Raw genomic sequence first — 23,269 nt, forward strand, 5'->3', positions numbered from 1 at the left:
CCGCCACCCGCCCTCAATCCAGCGTGAGAATGGTCGACCCGGTCGTCTTGCGCGCTTCCAGATCGCGATGCGCCTGCTGCACGTCCTTGAGCGGGTAGCGCTGCTCGATGTGGATCTTCACCTCGCCGCTCGCCACCACGGCGAACAGATCATCAGCCATGGCCTGGGTGGCAGCGCGGTTGCTGATGTGGGTGAACAGCGTCTGACGGGTCACGTAGATCGATCCGTACTTGCCCAGAATCGCCGGAGCGAACGGCGGCACCGGACCGGAGGCGTTGCCAAAGCTCGCCATCAGGCCGAACGGACGCAGACATTCAAGCGACTTGTCCCAGGTGTCCTTGCCCACCGAGTCGTACACCACCTTCACGCCCTTGCCGCCGGTGATCTCCTTCACGCGCGCAGCGAAATCCTCGGTGTTGTAGTTGATGGCATGCGCCGCGCCATTGGCGAGCGCGAGCTGGGTTTTGGCGTCCGAGCCCGCCGTGCCGATGAGCTGCAGGCCAAGCGCCTTCGCCCACTGGCAGGCGATCAGGCCCACGCCCCCGGCAGCCGCGTGGAACAGCACGAAGTCGCCCTTGTCGAGACCTTCTACCGGACGCGCCTTCTTGAGCAGATACTGCGCGGTCAGGCCCTTGAGCATCATCGCCGCGCCGGTCTCGAAGCTGATCGCGTCGGGCAGCTTGCAGACGTTCATGGCGGGCATCACGCGTGCCTCGCAGTAACTGCCGGGCGGCTGACCCGCGTAGGCCGCGCGGTCGCCCACCTGCAGGTGCGTGACGCCCTCGCCCACCGCCTCGATCACGCCGGAGGCTTCCATGCCGATGCCCGCCGGCATCTTGAGCGGATACAGCCCCGTGCGGTGGTACACGTCGATGAAGTTCAGGCCAATGGCCTTGTGGCGGATGCGGATCTCTCCGGGTCCCGGATCGCCCACTTGCACGTCAACGAGTTGCAGCTCTTCGGGGCCGCCATGCTGGCGGATCTGTACGGCGAGGCTCATGGCTTTGGATCTCCTGTGTCGTTGTGTGGTCGGATGAAAAAATCCCGAGTCAGCATCCTGCCACGATTCAAACACCCGCGCGCGCGTCGGCCCTCCCACGGTCCGGAATGCACGCCTCCCGGCCGCTACCTACAATCGCCCTCTCATGTCTCAAAAAATAGCACCCGGCACCATCGCCATGCTGACGATCGCGCCGCTCCTGTGGGCTGGCAACGCGGTCACAGGCAAACTGGTCCATGACCTCATTCCACCCGCCACACTGAACTTCCTGCGCTGGGCGCTGGCCTTCGTGATCCTGCTGCCCTTCGCGTGGCAGGCGCTGCGCCCCTCGAGTACGATGTGGCCGCACTGGAAGCGCTACTGCCTGCTCGGCCTCCTGGGCGTGGGCTGCTACAACGCGTTGCAGTATCTGGCGCTCGGCACGTCGACGCCGCTCAACGTCACGCTCGTCGGAGCGAGCACGCCGGTGTTCATGCTGTTCATCGGCGCGGTGTTCTTCGGTGTGCCCGCGCGGCGCGCGCAGATCGTGGGCGCGGTGCTGTCCATCGTCGGCGTGGTGCTCGTGCTCTGCCGAGGCGACATCCACCAGCTGCTCTCGCTGAAGCTGGTGATCGGCGACGTCTACATGCTGCTCGCCGTGATCTCGTGGTCGCTCTACAGCTGGCTGCTGGTGCGCACCAGCGAGCCCGCGAGCATCCGCAGCGACTGGGCCATGTTCCTCATCGCGCAGATGCTGTTCGGCCTCGGCTGGTCGGGCGCCTTTGCGGGCGTTGAATGGTCCCTGGGCACGCACGAGATTCTCTGGAGCTGGAAGCTCGCCGCTGCCATGGCCTTCATCTGCATCGGCCCGGCCATCATGGCGTATCGCTGCTGGGGCCTCGGCGTACAGCGCGCGGGACCGGTGGTCGCGGGCTTCTTCATCAATCTCACGCCCCTGTTCGCTGCCGTGCTGTCGCTCGCGCTGCTCGGCGAGGCTCCGCATCTCTATCACGCCATCGCCTTCGCACTGATCGTCGCGGGCATCGTGATCTCGTCGCGACGCTGAAAGCGATCCCCCCCGAGCCACTTCGCGCCTTCCCCCTCTCTTGCTTCGCGGGAGGGGGACCCGCCCATTTCATGCCCTGCGCCACAGGCTGTTGACACGAAAACGTCACACAAGCGTCAAACCGCTGTCACTCTCGCTTTCTAGGATCCGTGCCAGAGAGAGCGAGGGAGTCGTCGCGCTGCCCAGCCATCCACCCCTTGCTTCTCGTTTGCGTTTGCGCGGCGTTCAACTCCTTGAACGCGGCACAGCGGTTTCACCCATCCAACGAAAAGCACGATGTCTCAATCCCCACTGCTCTCCCGTCGCAAAACCCTGAAAATGCTCGCTGGCATCCCCATGCTGCCGCTGGGCGCAGGCGCGTCCGCAGCCCTTCTCACCGCATGCGGCGGTGGCGGTGGCGGCAATGCGAGCTTCAAATCGGTGAGCTTCACCGGCATGGCCGCGCCCACGCTGGCCACGCCCGCAGCCATGGCCACGACGACCGTCGGCTCGGCCATGAAGGTGCTGTTCGACGACGACAGCAGCCAGAGCTACAACCTCGCCTACCAGCCGTTCTTCATCACCGGCGACATGGTCAGCGACGGCAAGGGCGGCAAGATCCTCGCCGGCGGCTATGTGGACATCAACAACAAGCCAATCACCGACGCCACCGTCGCCGGCAGCGAACGTCAATACTTCTCCGACTCGCCGGACGGCACGTCGCTGCTGACCGTGGCCGACGCCAAGGTCGACGGCGTGAAGGGCAAGCCCGTGTTCGCCGTGGTGCAGTTCGAATACACCACCTGGGCGCAGGACGGCAAGACCGACATGTACGGCAAGCTGCCATCGCCCATCGCCGTGCTGACGCTCGACCAGGACCAGAACACCGGCAAGCTGAGCCTCGTGAAGTACCACAACGTCGACACATCGAAGGTGCACGGTCTGTGGATCACCTGCGGCGCCAGCCTCTCGCCCTGGGGCACCCACCTGTCGAGCGAAGAGTACGAGCCCGACGCGTTCAGCGTCGCGTCGAACTCGATGTTCAAGGCCTACTCCAAGAACCTGTACGGCAGCGAGACAGCGGCCAACCCCTACAACTACGGCCACATGCCCGAAGTCATCGTCCAGAAGGATGGCACGGCCACGATCAAGAAGCACTTCTGCATGGGCCGCATCTCGCACGAACTGGTGCAAGTGATGCCCGATTCGCGCACCGCGCTGATGGGTGACGACGCGACCAACAGTGGCTACTTCGTGTTCGTGGCCGACAAGGAAAAGGACCTGTCCTCGGGTTCGCTGTACGTCGCCAAGGTCGGTGCGGGCTTCTCCATCGACCCATCTGCAGCCGGTGCCGCCGCGCTCACATGGATCAAGCTCGGCTCGGCCACCAGCGCCGAAATCGAGCAGCTGGCCAACACGCTCAAGCCGACCGACATCATGACGGTGGTGAGCAAGGACCCGGAAGACACGAGCTTCACCAAGATCGTCGCCAACGGCAAGACCGAGTGGGTGAAGGTCAACACGGGCATGGACAAGGCCGCCGCCTTCCTCGAAACCCATCGCTATGCTGCGCTCAAGGGCGCCAGCCTGGGCTTCACCAAGATGGAAGGCACGACGGTCAACGCCAAGGACAAGATCGCCTACTCCGCGCTGCAGAACTGCCAGTCGTCGATGGTGGCCGGCAATGCCGCCAACGTGCCTGACAACGGCGTGTCCATCCCCAAGGCGCTGAATGCCGGCGTCGTGATGGCGCTGAACCTGCGCGGCGGCCAGAAGGACACTTCCGGTGCGGCCATCAACAGCGAGTGGATGCCCGTGGACACCAAGGCGCTGCTGGCCGGTGAGGACATCACCGCCGACGCGCTCGGCAACACCGGCAACCCGAACAAGATCTGCAACCCCGACAACCTCAAGTTCTCGGAGAAGATGCGCACGCTGTTCATCGGCGAAGACTCCAGCCAGCACGTGAACAACTTCCTGTGGGCCTACAACGTCGACACCAAGCAGCTCACGCGCCTGATGTCGATCCCCGCAGGCGGCGAATCCACCGGCCTGCACGCCGTGGACGAGATCAACGGCTGGACCTACATCATGAGCAACTTCCAGCACGCAGGTGACTGGGGCAGCATCCACAGCGTGGTGAAGGAAACCCTGGATCCGCTGGTGCGCGCCAACTACAAGAACAAGTCGGGTGCGGCTGTTGGCTATCTGACGGGCACGCCGAACCAGCCTTCGCTGAAGGCCTGATGCCCCGTTGACCGGCACCTTCGCCGGTCAACGCCTCCAACCCAAAAGCGATGCCTTGTGCATCGCTTTTTTTGTTTCCTCTTCACCGTCCGTGCTGACGACGATGCAGTCAGCAGGCTCGACTTATCCATCGTTTGCCAACGTACCTTGCGCGATCAACCCCATTGACAGGCATTTAGAGCCTCCCTACTATTGTCCTAAATGTTTGAACCATGTTCTATTATTTAGAATTCAAGGTAAAAGCCAATGGACTCAACGCTTGCAAAAGGTCTTGCCACCATCGAATGGATGGTGCGTCAGCAGCGTGACTGCCGCGTCATCGATGTGGCGGAAGCCTTTGGAATTGGACGCAGCAACGCCCACCGCACCTTGCAGACGCTCGTGGCCTGCGGTTGGGCCGTGCAGGACCCCGTCAGCAGTGCGTATCGCCCCACGCTGCGTCTTTTCGAACTGGGGTCCCTGGTCGCAGACGCCTCGGACATGACGACGCTGCTGCGGCCGCATCTGTCTCAACTTGCCGAAGCGACCGGAGAAACCATCCACCTGGCCGCGCTCGACGGAGCGGAAATCATCTATCTGGACAAGTTCGACAGTCCGTTGCCGGTAGCCGCCTATTCGCGCATCGGCGGTCGCGCGCCAGCGTATTGCGTCGCGTCCGGCAAAGCGCTGCTCGCGGCGATGCGGCCGGATGAAGCGGCACTGCGCGAGCGTCTCGGCACATTGTTGGCCCACACGCCCAACAGCATTCTGGACTTCGACGTTTTGTGCTCCGAACTCGCGCGCACACATGCCCGCGGGTATGCAATGAACCGCGAGGAATGGCGCTTGGGCGTATGCGGCCTGGGCGTTCCCGTCTTCAACGCGCGAGGGGAAGCGGTGGCCGCTCTGGGAATGAGCGTGCCCTCGATCCGCTTTACGCGCACTCAGGCACGCGAGCTCGCCGAACAGGTCATGGCCTGCGCGCGTGACGCGAGCAGCACGCTTGGCTATCGGCATGCGCCAGCGTCTGCAATGCGACTTCAATCGGTGACGCCTACTCTTTCCAAAAGGAGACAAGACCCATGAGCAAGTCCATCCCCCTGTTGCCAGCGGCCCTGATCGCCGCAGCGTTGACGACCATTGCACCCGCGCAGGCTCAAAGCGGAGATGCCGCGACGTATCCCAACAAGCCCATCCGCATGATCGTTCCTTATCCACCGGGGGGTGGAACCGATGTCATTGCGCGCATCGTGCAGGAGCGCTTTTCCTCTCTGCTCGGCCAACAGGTGCTGATCGACAACCGGGGCGGCGCTGCTGGATCGATCGGCACCGATGTCGCCGCCAAAGCGCAGCCCGATGGCTACACACTGCTGTTCACGCTGTCCTCGCACACCATCAATCCGAGCATCTACTCCAAGCTGCCGTTTGACACCGCCAAGGATTTTGTTCCCGTCGGCATGGTCGCTTCACTGCCGCAGATTCTGGTGGCCAATCCGCAGTTCACGGCCAACAGCGTGTCCGAGCTGGTGGCGCAGGCGAAAGCCAAGCCCGGCAGCATCTCCTTTGCCAGCGTGGGCAATGGTTCACCGGGCCACCTGGCAGGAGAATTGCTGAAACTGCGCACAGGCACCGAGATGACGCACGTCCCCTATCGCGGCGGCGGCCCTGCCGTGACCGACGTGATGGGCGGTCAGGTGCCTCTGCTGTGGGTCTCCATTCCCGCAGCCGCGCAGTTCGTCAAATCCGGCAAGCTCAAGGCACTTGCCGTCTCGACACAGAAACGCAGTGCGTCCTTTCCAAACGTACCGACGATGCAGGAGGCAGGCATTGCCGACTTCGAAGTGGACTCGTGGTACGCGATCTTCGCGCCTGCAAAAACACCCAAACCCATCATCGAAAAAATCAACAAGGTGATCAACACCGTGGTGCATGAACCCGAGATTCGCGACAAGCTGCTCGCACAAGGCAGCGAAGGCGTCGGCGGTACACCGGCAGCACTGGGTCAGGTGGTTGATGGTGAACTGGTGCGCTGGGCCAAGCTGGCCAAAGAGGCACACATTCGCGCGGATTGACATCCTTCGCCACGAACTTTTCCTTCCTTCATTTCTCACGCACAGCACGCACAGCCATGGCAAACAATTCCTCTACCCTTCCGCACGACAACAACGTGGTGGCCGAACTCGTGGCGCGTGCGCGCGCTGCGCAGCGCCGATTCGAGACCAGCTCGCAGGAACAGGTCGACATGACGGTGGCCGCCGCCGGTTGGGCCATCATGGAGCCAAAGCGCAACCGCGAACTGGCTGAACTCGCCGTGGCCGACACGGGTGTCGGCAATGTCGAGGACAAGGTGCGCAAAAATCACCGCAAGACACAGGGACTGCTGCGCGATCTGCAAGGTGTTCGCTCGGTCGGCCAGATATCGGAAGATCCCGAAAAAGGAATCATCGAGATCGCACGCCCCGTGGGCGTCGTGTGTGCCGTGACGCCATCCACCAACCCCGGCGCGACGCCCGCCAACAAGATCATCAATGCGTTGAAGGGCCGCAACGCGGTGATCGTTGCGCCATCGCCCAAAGGCTGGGGCACCGCAGCGCGTCTGATCGAATTCATCCACCAGCAATTCGACAAGGTAGGCGCGCCGCATGACCTGGTCCAACTGCTGCCGGCACCGGTCAACAAGCAATCCACAGGCGATCTGATGCGCATGTGCGATCTGGTGGTCGCAACAGGATCGCAGGCCAACGTCCGCGCGGCCTATGCCAGTGGCACGCCAGCTTTTGGCGTAGGTGCAGGCAATGTGGCGAGCATCGTCGATGAGACGGCTGATGCTGAAGCGGCATCGGACCGCATCCTGCGCTCCAAGACCTTTGACAACGCCACCAGTTGCTCTGCGGAGAACAGCATGGTGGTTGTCAATGCGGCCGCCGACGCCATGATCGCCGCACTGCAGGCACGCGGCGCGGTGCTGCTCTCCCCCACGCAGAAGGCGACGTTGCAGCGACTGATGTGGAACGAAGGCCGGCTGTCATCCGCAGTGATCGGCAAGTCAGCGACTGAAATCGCCCTGCGCGCCGCCGAGCTGGATGCATCGGATCGCGACGCCTGGCTCGCCATTGCCGAGCAGAAGCCGCGCATTCTGATGGTGTACGAAGACGGCGTGGGCGAAGCGCATCCGTTCTCCGGTGAAAAGCTCAGCCCGGTACTGACGGTGTACCGCGTGCCGGATTTTGCAGCCGCAGCGGCCATGGTCGAGCGCATCTACCGCTTCGAAGGCGCCGGTCATTCCGTCAGCCTGCACAGCAGCGATGCCGCGCGCGCGATGCAACTGGGTCTGAACTTGCCCGTGTCTCGCGTGATCGTCAATCAGCCGCATGCGCTGGCGACCGGTGGGAATTTCGACAACGGCCTGCCGTTCTCCTTGTCCATGGGCTGCGGCACCTGGGGAAAGAACAACTTCTCCGACAACATGAATTGGCGCCACTACGTCAACATCACCCGCATCGCCAGCCCCATCGCGGAGCGCGTACCGACAGAGAACGACATCTTCGGCGCCTTCTTCGCCGCGCATGGCGCCCACTGACACTCAATGACCTGCACTCCATGAACATCAACGCCCCCACACACACCGTGCATGCGCTGATCGAAGCGCAGGCTGCCCTCCAGCCCCAGGCCACCTACGCAGTGAGCACAGAGGAGCCGACGCGAAGCATCACCTACGGTGCACTCGCGCACGGTTGCCGACAAGTCGCCGCACTGCTGCAGGAACTGGGTGCCGCGCCCGGCGACACCGTGTCCTTGGTCATGCCGAATGGCCTGCAAACATTGCGTCTGCTGCTTGGATCCATGCATGCGGGCCTGGCGGTGAACCCCGTCAACCTGGTCGCTCAGCCAGAGCAAATGCGCTACGTGCTGGACCACTCGGACTGTCGGATCGTCTTTGTCGCGCCCGAATGGGAGCACAAAGTACGCAGCATGCTGGGCGATATCCAGCGGGAAATCGCCATGGTGGTGATCGACCCCGACGCCAGCGAGCTGCCCGGTGAATCGCAACGACACCCTGTGTCCTGGCCTGCCCCACAACCCAATGCGATGGCGCTGCTCATGTACACATCCGGTACAACAGGGCAGCCCAAGGGAGTGATACTCAGCCAGTCGAATCTGGCTGCGAACGCATTGTCGATCAGCCGCGAACATGCGTTGACCGCCCAAGACCGCGTGCTGGCGGTTCTGCCGCTGTACCACATCAATGCCTTCGTGGTGACCATGCTGACTCCTCTCGTTGAAGGCGGAAGTCTGGCCCTGCCTCCGCGATTCTCGGCCGGAAGCTTTTGGGCCCAGGCCCATCGCACGCAATGCACGTGGATCAACGTGGTGCCAACGATGGTCTCCTACCTGATCGAAGGTGGCGAACCGGCCCCCGAACATCGACCGCAGGGAATCCGCTTTGCACGCTCGGCGTCCGCCGCACTGGCACCGGATCACCACCGCGCATTCGAATCGATTTTTGGCATAGGCATCATCGAAACCATGGGCCTGACCGAAACTGCCGCACCGGCGTTTTCCAATCCGCTCAATGCACAGATGCGAAAGCTGGGTTCAGTGGGCCGCGCTTCGGGCGGCGAAGCATGTGTGCTCAATGCCGATCTGCAACCGGCGCCTGACGGTCAAACCGGCGAAATCGCGATTCGCGGCCCGCATGTCATGCAGGGCTACTACAAGAACGAGGACGCCACGCGCGCCAGCTTTGCCGCCGACGGCTGGCTTCGCACCGGCGACCTGGGGCAGCGCGATGCGGACGGCTTCTTTTTCGTCACGGGACGCATCAAGGAGTTGATCATCAAAGGCGGTGAGAACATCGCCCCCCGAGAGATCGACGAGGCATTGCTGCAGCACCCCGCCGTGCACGAAGCCGCCGCCGTCGGCATCCCTGATCGCCATTACGGTCAGGACATCGGCGTCGCCATCCTGCTTCGAGAGGGCGAGCAATGCAGCGAAGAAGAGCTGCGAGCTTTCAGCGCCGAGGTGCTGGGGCGTTTCAAGACACCCGCGCACATTCTCTTCGTCGACGAACTGCCGCGCGGTCCTTCAGGAAAGGTGCAGCGCTTGAAACTGCTGCCTTTGTTCGAGCAGCGCGCCGCAAGCCGTTGACGCACGCGGATGCCACCCATGCCATGCTGACGGCTGCCAGCGTGGCATGTGGTTCCTCTTACTCCACGATCGTCAGTTTCGCCACCGACAGCGCCAGCCATTTCGTGCCATGGCGCGGGAAGTTCACCTGCGCGCGCGCATCGTCGCCCGTGCCTTCGATGGCGAGCACCTTGCCTTCGCCGAACTTGTTGTGAAACACCGCCGTTCCTGCGCTCAGGCCGTGTGATGGCTTGGCCTTCTGCACGGGTACGGGCGGGCTGGCAAAGGTTTCTGATTTGCCTGCGCCGTAGCCACCACCATAGCCTCCGCGACCCGCGACCCGGTTGCCGTAGGCGGCATCAGGGTTGTAGGTTCCAAAGCCCTGCTGCTTGGGCGTGAGCCACTTGAGCGCGCCCTCGGGCAATTCGTCGAAGAAGCGGCTCTTGATGTGATAGCGCGTCTGTCCATGCAGCATCCGCGTCTGCGAATGGCTCAGGTAGAGGCGCTTGCGGGCGCGCGTGATGGCCACGTACATGAGGCGGCGTTCTTCCTCGAGACCATCGCGGTCGCTCATCGAATTCTCGTGGGGGAACAGGCCTTCCTCCATGCCGCCGATGAACACGCAGTCGAACTCCAGCCCCTTGCTGGCGTGCACGGTCATGAGCTGCACGGCGTCCTGGCCGGCCTGCGCCTGGTTGTCGCCCGCCTCGAGCGCCGCGTGGGTGAGGAAAGCGGCCAACGGAGACAGCGTTTCGCCGGTATCCGCATCCACCACACCCGGCGTGCTGCCAGCAAGCGGCTCGTCGATGCGCGGCAGATCGGGATCGATGCCCTGGCTTGCCGGACTTTGCGTGAGCGGCTGCCCCAACTCGTCGAGCGGCAGCGCGACCGCATCGCGGCCAAAGCCCTCCTGCGTGACGAAGCTCTCCGCCGCGTTGATCAGTTCCTCCAGATTCTCGATGCGATCCGCGCCTTCCTTTTCGTTGCGGTAGTGCTCGACCAGGCCGCTGGACTCGAGCATCTGCGTGATGATGCCGCGCAGATTCATGCCGTGCGTCTGCTCGCGCAGCACATCCAGCATCGCCACGAAAGCGCCGAGATTCGCGCCCGCCTTGCCAGACACGGCGCTCACCGCATCATGCAGCGAACAGCCAGTCGCGCGTGCGGCATCCTGCAGCGATTCGATCGAGCGCGCGCCGATGCCGCGCGGCGGGAAATTCACCACGCGCAGAAAGCTGTTGTCGTCGTTCGGGTTTTCGAGCAGGCGCAAATAGGCCAGCGCATGCTTGATTTCCGCGCGCTCGAAAAAGCGCAGGCCGCCATACACGCGGTACGGCACCGAGGCGTTGAAGAGCGCCGATTCGATCACCCGGCTCTGCGCGTTGCTGCGGTAGAGAATCGCGATCTCGCGGCGCTCGTGGCCATCGTTCTTCACGAGCTGCTTGATCTCGTCGACCATCCATTGCGCTTCGGCCAGATCGCTGTTGGCCTCGAACACCCGCACGGGTTCGCCCGGTCCCTGCGTGGTGCGCAGGTTCTTGCCCAGACGTCGGCTGTTGTGCGAAATGAGCTCGTTGGCCGAGTCGAGAATGTTGCTGTAGGAGCGGTAGTTCTGCTCCAGCTTGATCTGGTGCTTGACGTCGAACTCGCGCACGAAATCGGCCATGTTGCCGACGCGCGCGCCGCGAAACGCGTAGATGCTCTGGTCGTCGTCCCCCACGGCGATCACGCTGCCGCTGGCGCGCATCGCGCCGCCCACCATGTCGCCGGCGATCTGCTTGAGCCAGGCGTACTGCAGACGGTTCGTGTCCTGGAACTCATCCACCAGAATGTGCTGGAAGCGGCGCTGGTAATGCTCGCGCACGGGATCGTTGTCGCGCAGCAGCTCGAACGAGCGCAGCATCAGCTCGCCGAAATCCACCACGCCCTCGCGCTGGCACTGGTCTTCGTAGAGCTGGTAGAGCTCGACCTTCTTGCGGCTGTCCGCGTCATGCGTGGGCACGTCGCCGGGGCGCATGCCCTCTTCCTTGCAGTTGGCGATGTAGTAGGCCAGCTGCTTGGGCGGAAAACGCTCCTCGTCCACATTGAACTGCTTGCACAGCCGCTTGATGGCCGAGAGCTGGTCCTGCGTGTCAAGAATCTGGAAGCTCTGCGGCAGACCCGCGAGCTTGTGGTGCGCGCGCAGCAGCCGGTTGCACAGGCCGTGGAAGGTGCCGATCCACATGCCGCGCACTTTCACCGGAAGCATCGCGGTGAGGCGCGCGATCATTTCCTTGGCGGCCTTGTTGGTGAAAGTCACGGCCAGAATGCCGCCCGGCGTCGCGTAGCCGTTCTGCAGCAGCCAGGCGATGCGCGTGGTGAGCACGCGCGTCTTGCCGGAGCCCGCACCCGCCAGAATCAGTGCGTGGCCCGCAGGCAAGGTGACGGCGGCGAGCTGCTCGTCGTTGAGCCCCTGCAACAGCGGAGATGTTGCACTCGCTGCAGGGCTTTGCGCATCGCCGAAAAGACCCGCCGGACGCGCGGAAAACATGTCTTGTGAAACCATCCCTCCATTGTAGAAAGCCCGATGGGAGTCACGTCTTTGGCGGGCTTTATCGGCAGGCAATAGCCACACGAGCTTGTGCGACATTTCAAAGTCGCGGGAATCCATCTAGAATCAATCACCGGGCCCAAGATTTCTTGGCCCGGTTTTTTGTGCCCGAAACATTGTTTTCGCGCGGCATGAAAACCGGTTGCCGGACCAAGCGCCCTTTCTGCAATGAACTGTTAGGAGCTTGGAACTCATGGAAATCTTCGACTACGACAACATCCTGCTGTTGCCCCGCAAGTGCCGCGTGGAAAGCCGCTCGGAGTGCGACACCAGCGTGCAGCTCGGCGAGCGCACCTTCCGCCTGCCCGCCGTCCCCGCCAACATGAAAACCGTGGTGGATGAAAACATCTGCACATGGCTGGCACAGAACGGTTATTTCTACGTGATGCACCGCTTCGATCTGGACAACGTCCAGTTCGTGAAGGACATGCACGCCAAGGGCACGTTCGCGTCGATCTCGCTCGGTGTGAAAAAGCCTGACTACGACACGGTCGACGAATTCGTCGCCCAGGGTCTCTGCCCCGAATACATCACCATCGACATCGCGCACGGCCACGCCGACAGCGTGAAGAACATGATCAGCTACCTCAAGGCCAAGCTGCCCAAGGCCTTCGTGATCGCCGGCAACGTCGGCACGCCCGAAGCCGTGATCGATCTGGAGAACTGGGGCGCTGACGCCACCAAGGTCGGCATCGGCCCCGGCAAGGTCTGCATCACCAAGCTCAAGACCGGCTTCGGCACGGGCGGCTGGCAGCTGTCGGCGCTCAAGTGGTGCGCGCGCGTGGCCACCAAGCCCATCATCGCCGACGGCGGCATCCGCAGCCACGGCGACATCGCCAAGAGCATCCGCTTCGGCGCGAGCATGGTGATGATCGGTTCGCTGTTCGCGGGCCACGAAGAGTCGCCCGGCAACACGGTGGAAGTGGACGGCCAGCTGTTCAAGGAATACTACGGCTCGGCCAGCGACTTCAACAAGGGCGAATACAAGCACGTCGAAGGCAAGCGCATTCTGGAGCCCGTCAAGGGCAAGCTCGCCAACACGCTCATCGAAATGGAGCAGGACGTGCAGTCGTCCATCAGCTACTCCGGCGGCAAGAAGCTCATGGACATCCGCAAGGTGAACTACGTGATCCTCGGCGGCGACAACGCCGGTGAACATCTGCTGATGTAATGAACGTGAGCGACGCATCGGCGGACAGGAAACCTGTGATGCCGATGCGAAATTTCCCGGAAAATTTTCATTTTTTCCAAGACCGCTCACAATTTGGTGCATAATAGCGGCTTCGGCAAATTGCTGAACGCTAAGGGCTCTTAGCTCAGTTGGTAGAGCAGCGGACTCTTAATCCGTTGGTCGAGTGTTCGAATCACTCAGGGCCCACCAAGATAAGCAAACCCGCTGCAACTTCACGGTTGCAGCGGGTTTTGTCTTCAGGACACGCGTTCCCGCATCACCGAAAAACCCTTGATGGTCGGTTGAATTTCTGCTTTTTCTGCAGACCTTCAGTTTCGATGTATAATTCAAGGCTTCGGTTTTCAGACATTGTCCTTGCGACAGACTGATCACCCAAGGGCTCTTAGCTCAGTTGGTAGAGCAGCGGACTCTTAATCCGTTGGTCGAGTGTTCGAATCACTCAGGGCCCACCAAAACAGCGACGCGCTGCAATCTCACGGTTGCAGCGCGTTTTCGTTTGCGTGCTCATTACACGATCCAGACCACGGTATTGTTCAACAATCCCTATGGATTTCCCCATTGGCACGGGGCGCGCGTCATGCGTCAATCGAGGCTTTGTCTTTTTGTTCAAAGCTCCTGCGACATGCGCACTCACCACTCGATCTTCTCCTCCCTCACCGTTGCAGCCACGCTGGCACTTTGCTCCCTGTCCGCACAGGCGGCCGACTACCCGACCAAGCCCGTCGAACTGATCGCATCCGCAGCTGCAGGCGGTGGCACCGACAACATGGCACGCGCGTTCACCGAAGCCGCGCGCAAGCATTTCCCGCAACCCATCGTCGTGGTGAACCGCCCCGGCGCGGCCAGCTCGATCGGCTTCACCGAAGTCGCCAACGCCAAACCTGATGGCTACAAGCTCGGCATCATCACCGTGAATCTGGCGATTCTTCCCGCGCTCAACCTGACCAAGGTGACCGTCGAGGACTACATCTACATCGCGCGCCTGAACAATGATCCGTCCGCCATCACCGTGCGTGCGGACTCGCCCTGGAAAACCATCGAGGACTTCCTCGCCGAAGCCCGCAAGAACCCCGGCAAGCTGCAGGTGGGCAACGCCGGCATCGGCGATGCATGGCACGTGGCCGCACTCGCGCTGGAAGAAAAGACCAAGACCAGCTTCAACCACGTGCCCTACCAGGGCGGCAACCCCGCAGTGCTGAGCCTGCTCGGTGGACACGTGGATGCCGTCACCGTGAGCCCCGGTGAAGTTGCGCAGCACGTGGCGGCAGGCAAGCTGCGCATGCTGGCGGTGATGGCCGATCAGCGCATGCCCGGCGTGTTCGCGCAGACCCCGACCTTCAAGGAACGCGGCATCGATCTGACGGTGGGCGCGTGGCGAGGTCTGGTCGCCCCCAAGGGCACGCCGGACGCCGTCGTGAAGACGCTCAAGGACATGGCGCGCAAGGCGGGCAACGAAGCGAGCTTCCGTGAAACGCTGGAGAAGACCAACCTCGGTTACTCGTATGGCGAAGGCGACGTGTTCCTCAAGCAGATCCTCGGCGACCGCGAAATGTTCAAGGGCATTCTCGCCAAGCTCGACGTGAACAAGTGAAGGCATGACCGTGGACATGACATCCCAGGCGCAGCGCATGCAGGACATGCTGACGCGCGGCGAGATGCTGCAGGCGCCCGGCGCGCCTGACGTGCTGACCGCCCGCCTCGTCGAGCACGCGGGCTTCAACGCCATCTACATGACCGGCTTCGGCGCGACGGCCAGCACACTGGGCGTGCCCGACATCGGCCTGATGACGCAGACCGAAATGCTCACGCAGGCCCGCAACATGGTGCGCGTGACGGGCATCCCGATCATTGCCGACGCCGATGCGGGCTACGGAGGCATCAGCAACATCGAGCGCACGGTGGTGGAATACGCCCACTCGGGCGTCGCCGCGATCCACCTCGAAGACCAGGTCGCTCCCAAGCGCTGCGGTCAGATGGCGGGCATCCGTCTGCTGAGCGTCGGTGAAAGCGTCAAGCGCCTGAAATGCGCGGTTCAGGTGCGCGGCAAGCACCCGCTGCAGATCATCGGCCGCACCGACGCGCTTGGCGTGGACGGCATCGATGCCGCCATCGACCGCGCCAAGGCGTATCAGGATGCGGGCGTGGACCTCGCGTTCGTTGATGGCGTGAAGACCATCGCGCAGGTCGAGCAGATCGCCAGGCGCCTCGACGGTCGCAAGGTGATCTCCATCGTTGAAGGCAATGAGACCACGGCGCTGTCCGCCCCGCAATTGCGTGAGATGGGCTTTTCCGTGGTGCTGTATGCGGTGACCACGCTGTTTGCAGCCGCGAAGACCTCGCTGGATGTGCTGCAGCAGCTCAAGCAGTCGGGCTCCACCCAGGCCGATGCATCGAAGATGATGAACTACACGGACTTCGTGAAGATCGTCGGCATCGACAAGCATCAGAAGCTCGACGAAATGTTTGGCGGCGAATAACGCCTCCCGGACGGCCGCAAGCAAAAAAGGATGGAGCGCCCTCTCGGCACTCCATCCTTTTTGCTTTTCAGCCGAATCGGATTAGAGCGTGTTGACGATCTCATCGCGAGGTTTGCAGGATGCGGATCGGGATGGGCTGCAAGGCGCAAACCGCAGCAATAGCTCAGGCTATTGCGAGGATTTGCAACGCAGCAGACCGCCCGAGGCCGCGCCTGCAAGACCGCGTGGAGATCGTCAACACGCTTTTAGGCTCAGCGCGGCAGCTCGCTCGTCCCCATCAGAAACTCGTCCACGGCACGCGCAGCCTGGCGGCCTTCGCGGATGGCCCAGACCACCAGCGACTGGCCACGGCGCATGTCACCGGCAGCGAACACCTTGTCCACGCTGGTCGCGTAGCCGCCCATGAAATCGGTGCTGGCGCGAGCGTTGCCGCGCGCGTCTTTTTCCACACCAAAGGCTTCCAGCACCGCAGCGACCGGGCTCACAAAACCCATGGCGAGCAGCACCAGATCGGCCTTGAGCACTTGCTCCGTGCCGGGCACTTCGGTGATCCTGCCGTCCTTCATTTCGATGCGCACGGTCTTGAGCGCGGTGATCTTGCCCTTCTCACCGATGAACTCTTTCGTGGCGATGGCGAACTCGCGCTCGCAACCTTCCTCGTGGCTCGATGACGTGCGCAGCTTGGTCGGCCAGTAAGGCCACACGAGCGGCTTGTTCTCCTGCTCGGGGGGCACGGGCATCAGCTCGAACTGCGTGATGCTGACGGCGCCATGGCGGTTCGACGTGCCCACGCAGTCGGAGCCGGTATCGCCGCCGCCGATCACGATGACGTGCTTGCCGTCGGCACGGATCTGGCCCTTGAGCTTGTCGCCCGCGTTGATCTTGTTTTGCTGCGGCAGGAATTCCATCGCGAAATGGATGCCGTCTAGGTCACGCCCCGGCACCGGCAGATCACGCGACTGCTCCGCGCCGCCGGTCAGCAGCACGGCGTCGAATTCCTTCTGCAGTTCTTCGGGCGTGACGGTTTCCTTGGCCCAGTTGGTGACCTTGGAGCCCTTGCCCAGACCGTCCTTGGCGGCGCCGACAAACACGCTGGTGCGGATCTTCACGCCTTCGGCTTCAAGCTGCTCGGCGCGGCGATCGATGTGCGACTTCTCCATCTTGAAGTCGGGGATGCCGTAGCGCAGCAGGCCGCCGATGCGGTCGTTCTTTTCGAACAGCGTCACATCATGACCAGCGCGAGCCAGTTGCTGCGCGGCAGCCATGCCCGCGGGGCCGGCGCCGATCACGGCGACCTTCTTGCCGGTCTTGACCTTCGCGAGCACGGGCTTGACCCAGCCCTCTTCCCAGGCGCGGTCGATGATCGCGTGCTCGATCGACTTGATGCCGATGGGGTCGTCGTTGATGTTCAGCGTGCAGGCTGCTTCGCAAGGCGCGGGGCAGATGCGGCCGGTGAATTCCGGAAAGTTGTTGGTGCTGTGCAGCACCGTGATCGCGCTCTTCCAATCTTGGTGATAAACGAGATCGTTGAAATCCGGAATGATGTTGTTGACCGGGCAGCCGTTGTTGCAGAACGGCGTGCCGCAGTCCATGCAGCGCGCGCCCTGGATCTTGGCCTGTTCGTCATTGAGGGCAATGACGAATTCCTTGTAGTTCTTCAGGCGCTTGTCGACGGGCTCGTAGCCCTCTTCGATGCGCTCGTATTCCATGAAGCCTGTGGTCTTTCCCATGATCGTGGTGTCCTTGAATTTATGAATTTCAAATGCCTGAAGTGACTGCCCGTGCCTTACTTGGCGGGCGCGGTCTCCTTCTTGGCCTTGGGCGCAACGGGGGGCGTTGCAGGCTCTTCAAGCACCTTGCGTTCATAAATTTCCGACAGCGCGCGCTTGTATTCGGTCGGGAACACCTTCACGAACTTGCTGCGCGAGGCGGCCCAGTTGTCCAGCAGTTCGCGGGCACGGCGGCTGCCGGTCCAGCGGGCATGGTCTTCGAGCAGCTTCTTGAGCTGGGCTTCATCGGTCTGGTCACGGTGCCAGATGCCGCGCGCAACGGTCGCCGTCTGCTCTTCGGCAGGCAGGATGCGTTCGAGCGAGACCATCGACATGTTGCAGCGCGAGTCAAACTGGCCGTCTTCGTCGAACACGTAGGCGACGCCGCCGCTCATGCCCGCCGCGAAGTTGCGGCCCGTCTTGCCGAGCACCGCCACGGTGCCGCCGGTCATGTATTCGCAGCCGTGGTCACCCACGCCTTCAACCACGGCCGTCGCACCCGACAGGCGCACCGCGAAACGCTCGCCAGCCACGCCAGCGAAGAACGCCTCGCCGCGCGTCGCGCCGAACATCACGGTGTTGCCGACGATGGTGTTGGCCGTCGTGGCACCGCGGAATTCATGGCTTGGGCGCACGACGATGCGGCCGCCCGACAAGCCCTTGCCAGTGTAGTCGTTGGCTTCGCCGGAGACGTTCAGCGTGATGCCCTTACACAGGAACGCGCCGAACGACTGACCGCCCGTGCCTTCAAAGTGGATGCGGATGGTGTCATCCGGCAGACCTTCGGGGTGCACCTTGGTGACCGCGCCGGACAGCATCGCGCCGACCGAGCGGTTCACGTTGCGCGCCACTTCCATGATGCGCACGCTCTCGCCGTTCTGGATGGCGGGCTGGCAGCGCTCGATCAGCTTCACGTCGAGTGCGGATTCCAGCTTGTGGTCCTGCTTCTCGACATGAAAACGGGCCACGTCTTCCGGCACGATGGGCTGGGCGAACAGGCGCGCGAAGTCGAGGCCCTGGGCTTTCCAGTGCTCGACACCCTTGCGTGTGTCGAGCAGATCGGCGCGGCCGATCAGGTCGTCGAACTTGCGGATGCCGAGCTGCGCCATGATCTGACGGACTTCTTCTGCGATGAAGAAGAAGTAGTTCACCACATGCTCGGGCTTGCCGCTGAACTTCTTGCGCAGCGTCGGGTCTTGCGTGGCCACGCCGACCGGGCAGGTGTTCAGGTGGCACTTGCGCATCATGATGCAGCCCTCGACGACCAGCGGAGCGGTCGCGAAGCCGAACTCATCAGCACCCAGCAGCGCGCCGATGACGACATCGCGGCCAGTCTTCATCTGACCATCGGCCTGCACGCGGATGCGGCCACGCAGACGGTTGAGCACCAGCGTCTGCTGGGTTTCGGCCAGACCGATTTCCCATGGCGAGCCTGCATGCTTGATGGACGACCAGGGCGATGCGCCCGTGCCGCCGTCATGGCCTGCGATCACCACGTGGTCGCTCTTGCACTTGGCAACGCCCGCGGCAATCGTGCCCACACCTACTTCGGAGACCAGCTTCACCGAGATGTCCGCGTGCGGAGCCACGTTCTTCAGATCGTGGATCAGCTGCGCCAAGTCTTCAATGGAGTAGATGTCGTGGTGCGGCGGTGGCGAGATCAGGCCCACGCCCGGCACCGAGTAGCGCTGCATGCCGATGTATTCGGACACCTTGCCGCCAGGCAGCTGGCCGCCTTCACCGGGCTTGGCACCCTGCGCCATTTTGATTTGAATTTGATCGGACGAAACGAGGTATTCCGCCGTCACGCCGAATCGGCCCGACGCCACTTGCTTGATCTTGGAGCGCAGCGAATCGCCATCGAGCAGCTCGATGTTGGCTTCGACCTGTGCCTCGCCAATCACCGAAGCGAGGGTCTCGCCCTTCTTGATCGGGATGCCCTTCAATTCGTTGCGATAGCGCTTCGGATCTTCGCCGCCCTCGCCGGTGTTGCTCTTGCCGCCGATGCGGTTCATCGCGACAGCCAGCGTGGCATGCGCTTCGGTGGAGATCGAACCCAGCGACATCGCGCCGGTGGCGAAGCGCTTGACGATCTCGGCAGCGGGCTCGACTTCCTCGACAGCGATCGCCTTGGCGGGATCGACCTTGAACTCGAACAGGCCACGCAGCGTCATGTGGCGCTTGCTCTGGTCGTTGATGAGCTGCGCGTATTCCTTGTACGTGCTCCAGTTGTTGGAACGCGTGGAATGCTGCAGCTTGGCGATGGCGTCAGGGCTCCACATGTGCTCTTCACCACGCGCGCGCCAGGCGTATTCGCCACCGGTCTCGAGCATGGTTTCAAGCACCGGGTCATCGCTGAACGCGGCCACGTGGTTACGGATGGCTTCCTCGGCCACTTCGAACACGCCGATGCCTTCCACGCGGCTGGCGGTGCCGGTGAAGTACTTGTCGACGGTCGCGCTGTTCAGGCCCACCACTTCAAACAACTGCGCACCGCAGTAGCTCATGTAGGTGCTCACGCCCATCTTGGACATGATCTTGGAGAGGCCCTTGCCCACCGCCTTCACGTAGTTGTAGATGGCCTTGTCGGCGGACAGCTCACCCGACATGTCCTTGTGCAGATCGGCCAGTGTCTCGAGCGCGAGGTAGGGATGAACGGCTTCCGCGCCGTAGCCCGCCAGCACGCCGAAGTGGTGCACTTCACGCGCACTGCCAGTTTCAACCACCAGTCCCGCCGTCGTGCGCAGGCCTTCGCTCACCAGATGCTGGTGGATTGCCGAGAGCGCCAGCAGCGCGGGAATCGCCACTTGTGTGGCCGAGATGTTGCGATCGCTGATGATCAGGATGTTCGCGCCACCCTTGATCTCGTCGACGGCCTGCGCGCACAGCGATGCGAGCTTGGCTTCGACGCCTTCCTTGCCCCAGGACAGCGGGTAGGTGATGTCGATGGTCGCGCTCTTGAACTTGCCGTGCGTGTACTTCTCGATCTCGCGCAGCTTGGCCATGCCCTTGAAGTCCAGGATCGGCTGATGCAGCTCGAGGCGCATCGGCGGGTTCACCTGGTTGATGTCCAAAAGGTTGGGCTTGGGGCCCACGAAGGACACCAGCGACATCACGATGGCTTCGCGAATCGGGTCGATCGGCGGGTTGGTCACCTGCGCGAACATCTGGCGGAAGTAGTTGTAGAGCGGCTTGTTCTTGTCCGAGAGCACGGCCAGCGGGCTGTCGTTGCCCATTGAGCCGATGCCTTCCTCGCCGTTCTTGGCCATCGGCGCGAGCAGGAACTTGATGTCTTCCTGCGTGAAACCGAAGGCTTGCTGGCGCTCCAGCAAAGGCAGCGCCGAAACGGGTTGCTGCGCGTCGGCTGGCACGTTCACTTCGTCGAGCTTGATGCGCAGGTTCTCGATCCACTGCTTGTAGGGCTTGGTGTTGACGACGTTGGCCTTGAGCTCGTCATCTTCAATCAGGCGCCCCTGCTCCAGATCGATCAGCAACATCTTGCCTGGCTGCAGGCGCCACTTACGCACGATCTTGCTGTCGGGCACGGGCAGCACGCCCGCTTCGGAAGCGAGGATCACGAGGTCGTCATCGGTCACGACGTAGCGCGATGGACGCAGGCCGTTGCGGTCGAGCGTGGCGCCGATCTGGCGGCCATCGGTGAACACGATGGAGGCCGGACCGTCCCATGGCTCGATCATCGCGGCGTGGTATTCGTAGAACGCGCGGCGACGCTCGTCCATCGATTCGTGCTGCTCCCATGGCTCGGGAATCATCATCATCACGGCCTGGCTGATGGGGTAGCCGGCCATCGTCAGCAGCTCAAGGCAGTTGTCGAACGTGGCGGTGTCGGACTGGTTGGCGAAGCTGATGGGATAGAGCTTCTTGAGGTCGTCCGCCAGCACGGGCGATGCCATCACGCCTTCGCGCGCCAGCATCCAGTTGTAGTTGCCGCGCACGGTGTTGATTTCGCCGTTGTGCGCCACATAGCGATACGGGTGAGCCAGCGGCCACTCGGGGAAGGTGTTGGTCGAAAAACGCTGGTGCACCAGACCGATGGCCGACACGCAACGCTCGTCCGCCAGATCCTTGTAGTACACGCCCACCTGGTCCGCCAGCAGCAGGCCCTTGTAGACCACGGTGCGGCTGCTCATGCTCGGCACGTAGTATTCCTTGCTGTGCTTGAGCTTGAGGTTTTGAATGGCGGCCGATGCGGTCTTGCGGATCACGTACAGCTTGCGCTCCAGCGCGTCCTGCACGATCACATCGGCGCCGCGACCGATGAACACCTGACGCAGGATGGGCTCTTTTTCCTGCACGGTGGGCGACATCGGCATGTCACGGTTCACCGGCACATCGCGCCAGCCGAGCAGCACCTGACCTTCGGCCTTGATCGCGCGCTCCATCTCCTGCTGGCAGGCCAGACGCGATGCGTGCTCCTTGGGCAGGAAGATCATGCCGACGCCGTATTCGCCGGGCGGTGGCAACTCCACGCCCTGCTTGGCCATCTCTTCACGATAGAGCTGGTCGGGAATCTGGATCAGGATACCTGCGCCATCGCCCATCAGCTTGTCGGCACCGACGGCGCCGCGATGGTCGAGGTTCTCCAGAATCTTGAGCGCGCCGGTCACGATGTCGTGACGCTTCTGACCCTTGATGTGGGCCACGAAGCCCAGGCCGCACGCATCGTGCTCGTTGGACTTCGAATACAAACCGTGCTCTTGCAAGTGCTGGATTTCTGCTGCCGTAGTCATGGCGCTCTTCCTCAATTTATCGCGGGGAAGGCAAGATTAGTGCATTGCAACAAACTCACGCAAGCACTTTAATTGGGGTCAGAACACTAATTGAAAAAGCACTTTTTTGGTGCGTATTAATTAGGGACATATCAAATTCAAGAGCAACAATCCATTCAGGACAAAAGCATGAATTGGATTTTTTCAGTCCGCTTCTTTGGTGATCACCGGTCTTCCGGCGCGCGCCTTCACCACGCGGCGTGGAGTGGACTGTTGCAAAGAAGCCAGAAAATCTGCATCGCCCAGCGCCCAACCATTGAGCGCACTGTCGGTAATCGCCATCTGCTCGGCCCGGCCAATGCCCTCGCGCACCAGTTCCGCATAGGCCTCATCACGCGCAAACGGCGTGTTGCCGAGCGCCCAGTAAAGCGGGTGCGGCGTGATCAGCCGATCCGAGCGCAGGCCGATGTAGTGCCCGTGGCTGGACCAGCGAAAGTCGGCCGGATCGTTGCACAGACCATCGCGCACCGGGTTCAGATCGAGATACACCATGCACGGCAGCAGATGCCGCTCGGCCTGCACCAGCGTGTTGCGGTAGCGCCCTTCCCAGAGCGTGCCCGAGCGCCCATGCCGCTGGTTGAAATAGCGCACGTAGCGCCGCCCCACCGCCTGCATCAGCAGCGTGAGCCCGCGCTCGGTCTGCGGCGTGGCGAGCAGGTGGAAATGGTTGTCCATGAGCACGTAGGCGTGCACCGCAACCTGATGCTCCTTCGCGTATTCGCACAGCAGCCCCCACATCATCTCGCGGTCCGCCGCATCGAAGAAGATCGGCTGACGGTTGTTCCCCCGCTGGATCACATGGTGCGGATAACCGGGAAGCGTGAGACGGGGAAGACGGGCCATGAAGAAGCGCGAAACGCAGAAACAAAAAGAACGACGCCGACCATGATAGTCCTACGCCACGCCTGCCACTGCCACGTCGGCCCCATCGAAAATGGCTGATTCGGTCCGATGTTCGTGAGCGTCACTAGAGGCTGGAGCAGACCGTCACCGCACGCTGGTACGAAGAAGGCAGTCGCGCGGAAGGCGTGAACACCACCATCACGATGAAGTGACGACGGCGGACTGCCACCT

General features: G+C 62.5%; 14 protein-coding genes and 2 tRNA genes. 11 read left to right on the forward strand and 5 right to left on the reverse strand.

Annotation, left to right across the window (positions count from 1 at the left end; all coding sequences use genetic code 11):
* Positions 1 to 13: 13 nt before the first annotated feature.
* On the reverse strand, positions 14 to 1,000 hold the full coding sequence (locus ISG32_RS06110) for a quinone oxidoreductase family protein (protein ID WP_194770112.1): 987 nt from the start codon (positions 998 to 1,000) through the stop codon (positions 14 to 16).
* Positions 1,001 to 1,145: 145 nt separating this feature from the next.
* Here ISG32_RS06110 and ISG32_RS06115 point away from each other — a divergent pair, with 145 nt between their 5' ends.
* The 6 genes from ISG32_RS06115 (at position 1,146) to ISG32_RS06140 (ending at position 9,398) form a co-directional block, all read left to right on the forward strand.
* A complete protein-coding gene (locus ISG32_RS06115; protein ID WP_194770113.1) occupies positions 1,146 to 2,045 on the forward strand; it encodes a DMT family transporter in 900 nt (299 codons plus the stop codon).
* A 276-nt stretch (positions 2,046 to 2,321) separates the two neighbouring features.
* Positions 2,322 to 4,271, forward strand: a complete 1,950-nt coding sequence (locus tag ISG32_RS06120) for a PhoX family protein (RefSeq protein ID WP_194770114.1) — start codon at positions 2,322 to 2,324, stop codon at positions 4,269 to 4,271.
* A gap of 246 nt (positions 4,272 to 4,517) precedes the next feature.
* Positions 4,518 to 5,336 carry an IclR family transcriptional regulator gene (locus ISG32_RS06125; RefSeq protein ID WP_194770115.1) on the forward strand — a complete coding sequence of 273 codons (819 nt, stop codon included), beginning with the start codon at positions 4,518 to 4,520 and terminating at the stop codon, positions 5,334 to 5,336.
* Entirely contained in the window at positions 5,333 to 6,322 is a 990-nt protein-coding gene (locus ISG32_RS06130; RefSeq protein ID WP_194770116.1) for a tripartite tricarboxylate transporter substrate binding protein, read from the forward strand. The genes ISG32_RS06125 and ISG32_RS06130 overlap by 4 nt, the downstream gene beginning before the upstream one ends.
* Positions 6,323 to 6,378: 56 nt before the next feature.
* Positions 6,379 to 7,830, forward strand: a complete 1,452-nt coding sequence (gene sauS / locus ISG32_RS06135; RefSeq protein WP_194770117.1) for an acylating sulfoacetaldehyde dehydrogenase — start codon at positions 6,379 to 6,381, stop codon at positions 7,828 to 7,830.
* A 20-nt stretch (positions 7,831 to 7,850) separates the two neighbouring features.
* On the forward strand, positions 7,851 to 9,398 hold the full coding sequence (locus ISG32_RS06140; RefSeq protein WP_194770118.1) for an AMP-binding protein: 1,548 nt from the start codon (positions 7,851 to 7,853) through the stop codon (positions 9,396 to 9,398).
* A gap of 58 nt (positions 9,399 to 9,456) precedes the next feature.
* On the opposite strand, the gene ISG32_RS06145 is transcribed toward ISG32_RS06140, so the two are convergent.
* Complete coding sequence (locus tag ISG32_RS06145; RefSeq protein ID WP_194770119.1) at positions 9,457 to 11,922, reverse strand: UvrD-helicase domain-containing protein; 2,466 nt, start codon at positions 11,920 to 11,922, stop codon at positions 9,457 to 9,459.
* Positions 11,923 to 12,160: 238 nt separating this feature from the next.
* On the opposite strand from ISG32_RS06145, the gene ISG32_RS06150 reads away from it, so the two are divergent.
* The 5 genes from ISG32_RS06150 to ISG32_RS06170 all read left to right on the forward strand — a co-directional run bounded on the left by ISG32_RS06150 (position 12,161) and on the right by ISG32_RS06170 (position 15,636).
* Positions 12,161 to 13,138, forward strand: a complete 978-nt coding sequence (locus tag ISG32_RS06150; protein WP_194770120.1) for a GMP reductase — start codon at positions 12,161 to 12,163, stop codon at positions 13,136 to 13,138.
* Positions 13,139 to 13,272: 134 nt separating this feature from the next.
* Positions 13,273 to 13,348, forward strand: a tRNA-Lys gene (locus ISG32_RS06155).
* 187 nt (positions 13,349 to 13,535) lie between these two features.
* Positions 13,536 to 13,611, forward strand: a tRNA-Lys gene (locus tag ISG32_RS06160).
* 170 nt (positions 13,612 to 13,781) lie between these two features.
* A complete protein-coding gene (locus ISG32_RS06165; RefSeq protein WP_194770121.1) occupies positions 13,782 to 14,750 on the forward strand; it encodes a Bug family tripartite tricarboxylate transporter substrate binding protein in 969 nt (322 codons plus the stop codon).
* A 4-nt stretch (positions 14,751 to 14,754) separates the two neighbouring features.
* The gene (locus ISG32_RS06170; protein WP_228529615.1) at positions 14,755 to 15,636 is read left to right on the forward strand and encodes an isocitrate lyase/PEP mutase family protein; all 882 of its coding nucleotides are present in this window, start codon (positions 14,755 to 14,757) and stop codon (positions 15,634 to 15,636) included.
* A gap of 251 nt (positions 15,637 to 15,887) precedes the next feature.
* Here ISG32_RS06170 and ISG32_RS06175 read toward each other — a convergent pair whose 3' ends face one another.
* From ISG32_RS06175 to ISG32_RS06185, 3 genes are all read right to left on the reverse strand, one after another.
* Positions 15,888 to 17,366, reverse strand: a complete 1,479-nt coding sequence (locus ISG32_RS06175; protein WP_194770122.1) for a glutamate synthase subunit beta — start codon at positions 17,364 to 17,366, stop codon at positions 15,888 to 15,890.
* A gap of 56 nt (positions 17,367 to 17,422) precedes the next feature.
* The gene (locus tag ISG32_RS06180; RefSeq protein WP_194770123.1) at positions 17,423 to 22,156 is read right to left on the reverse strand and encodes a glutamate synthase-related protein; all 4,734 of its coding nucleotides are present in this window, start codon (positions 22,154 to 22,156) and stop codon (positions 17,423 to 17,425) included.
* Positions 22,157 to 22,339: 183 nt separating this feature from the next.
* Positions 22,340 to 23,038: a transposase gene (locus tag ISG32_RS06185; RefSeq protein WP_194770124.1), complete on the reverse strand. Its 699-nt coding sequence runs from the start codon at positions 23,036 to 23,038 to the stop codon at positions 22,340 to 22,342.
* Between the last annotated feature and the right edge of the window lie 231 nt (positions 23,039 to 23,269).

Source organism: Diaphorobacter caeni (assembly GCF_015354245.1).
GTDB lineage: Bacteria > Pseudomonadota > Gammaproteobacteria > Burkholderiales > Burkholderiaceae_C > Diaphorobacter_A > Diaphorobacter_A caeni.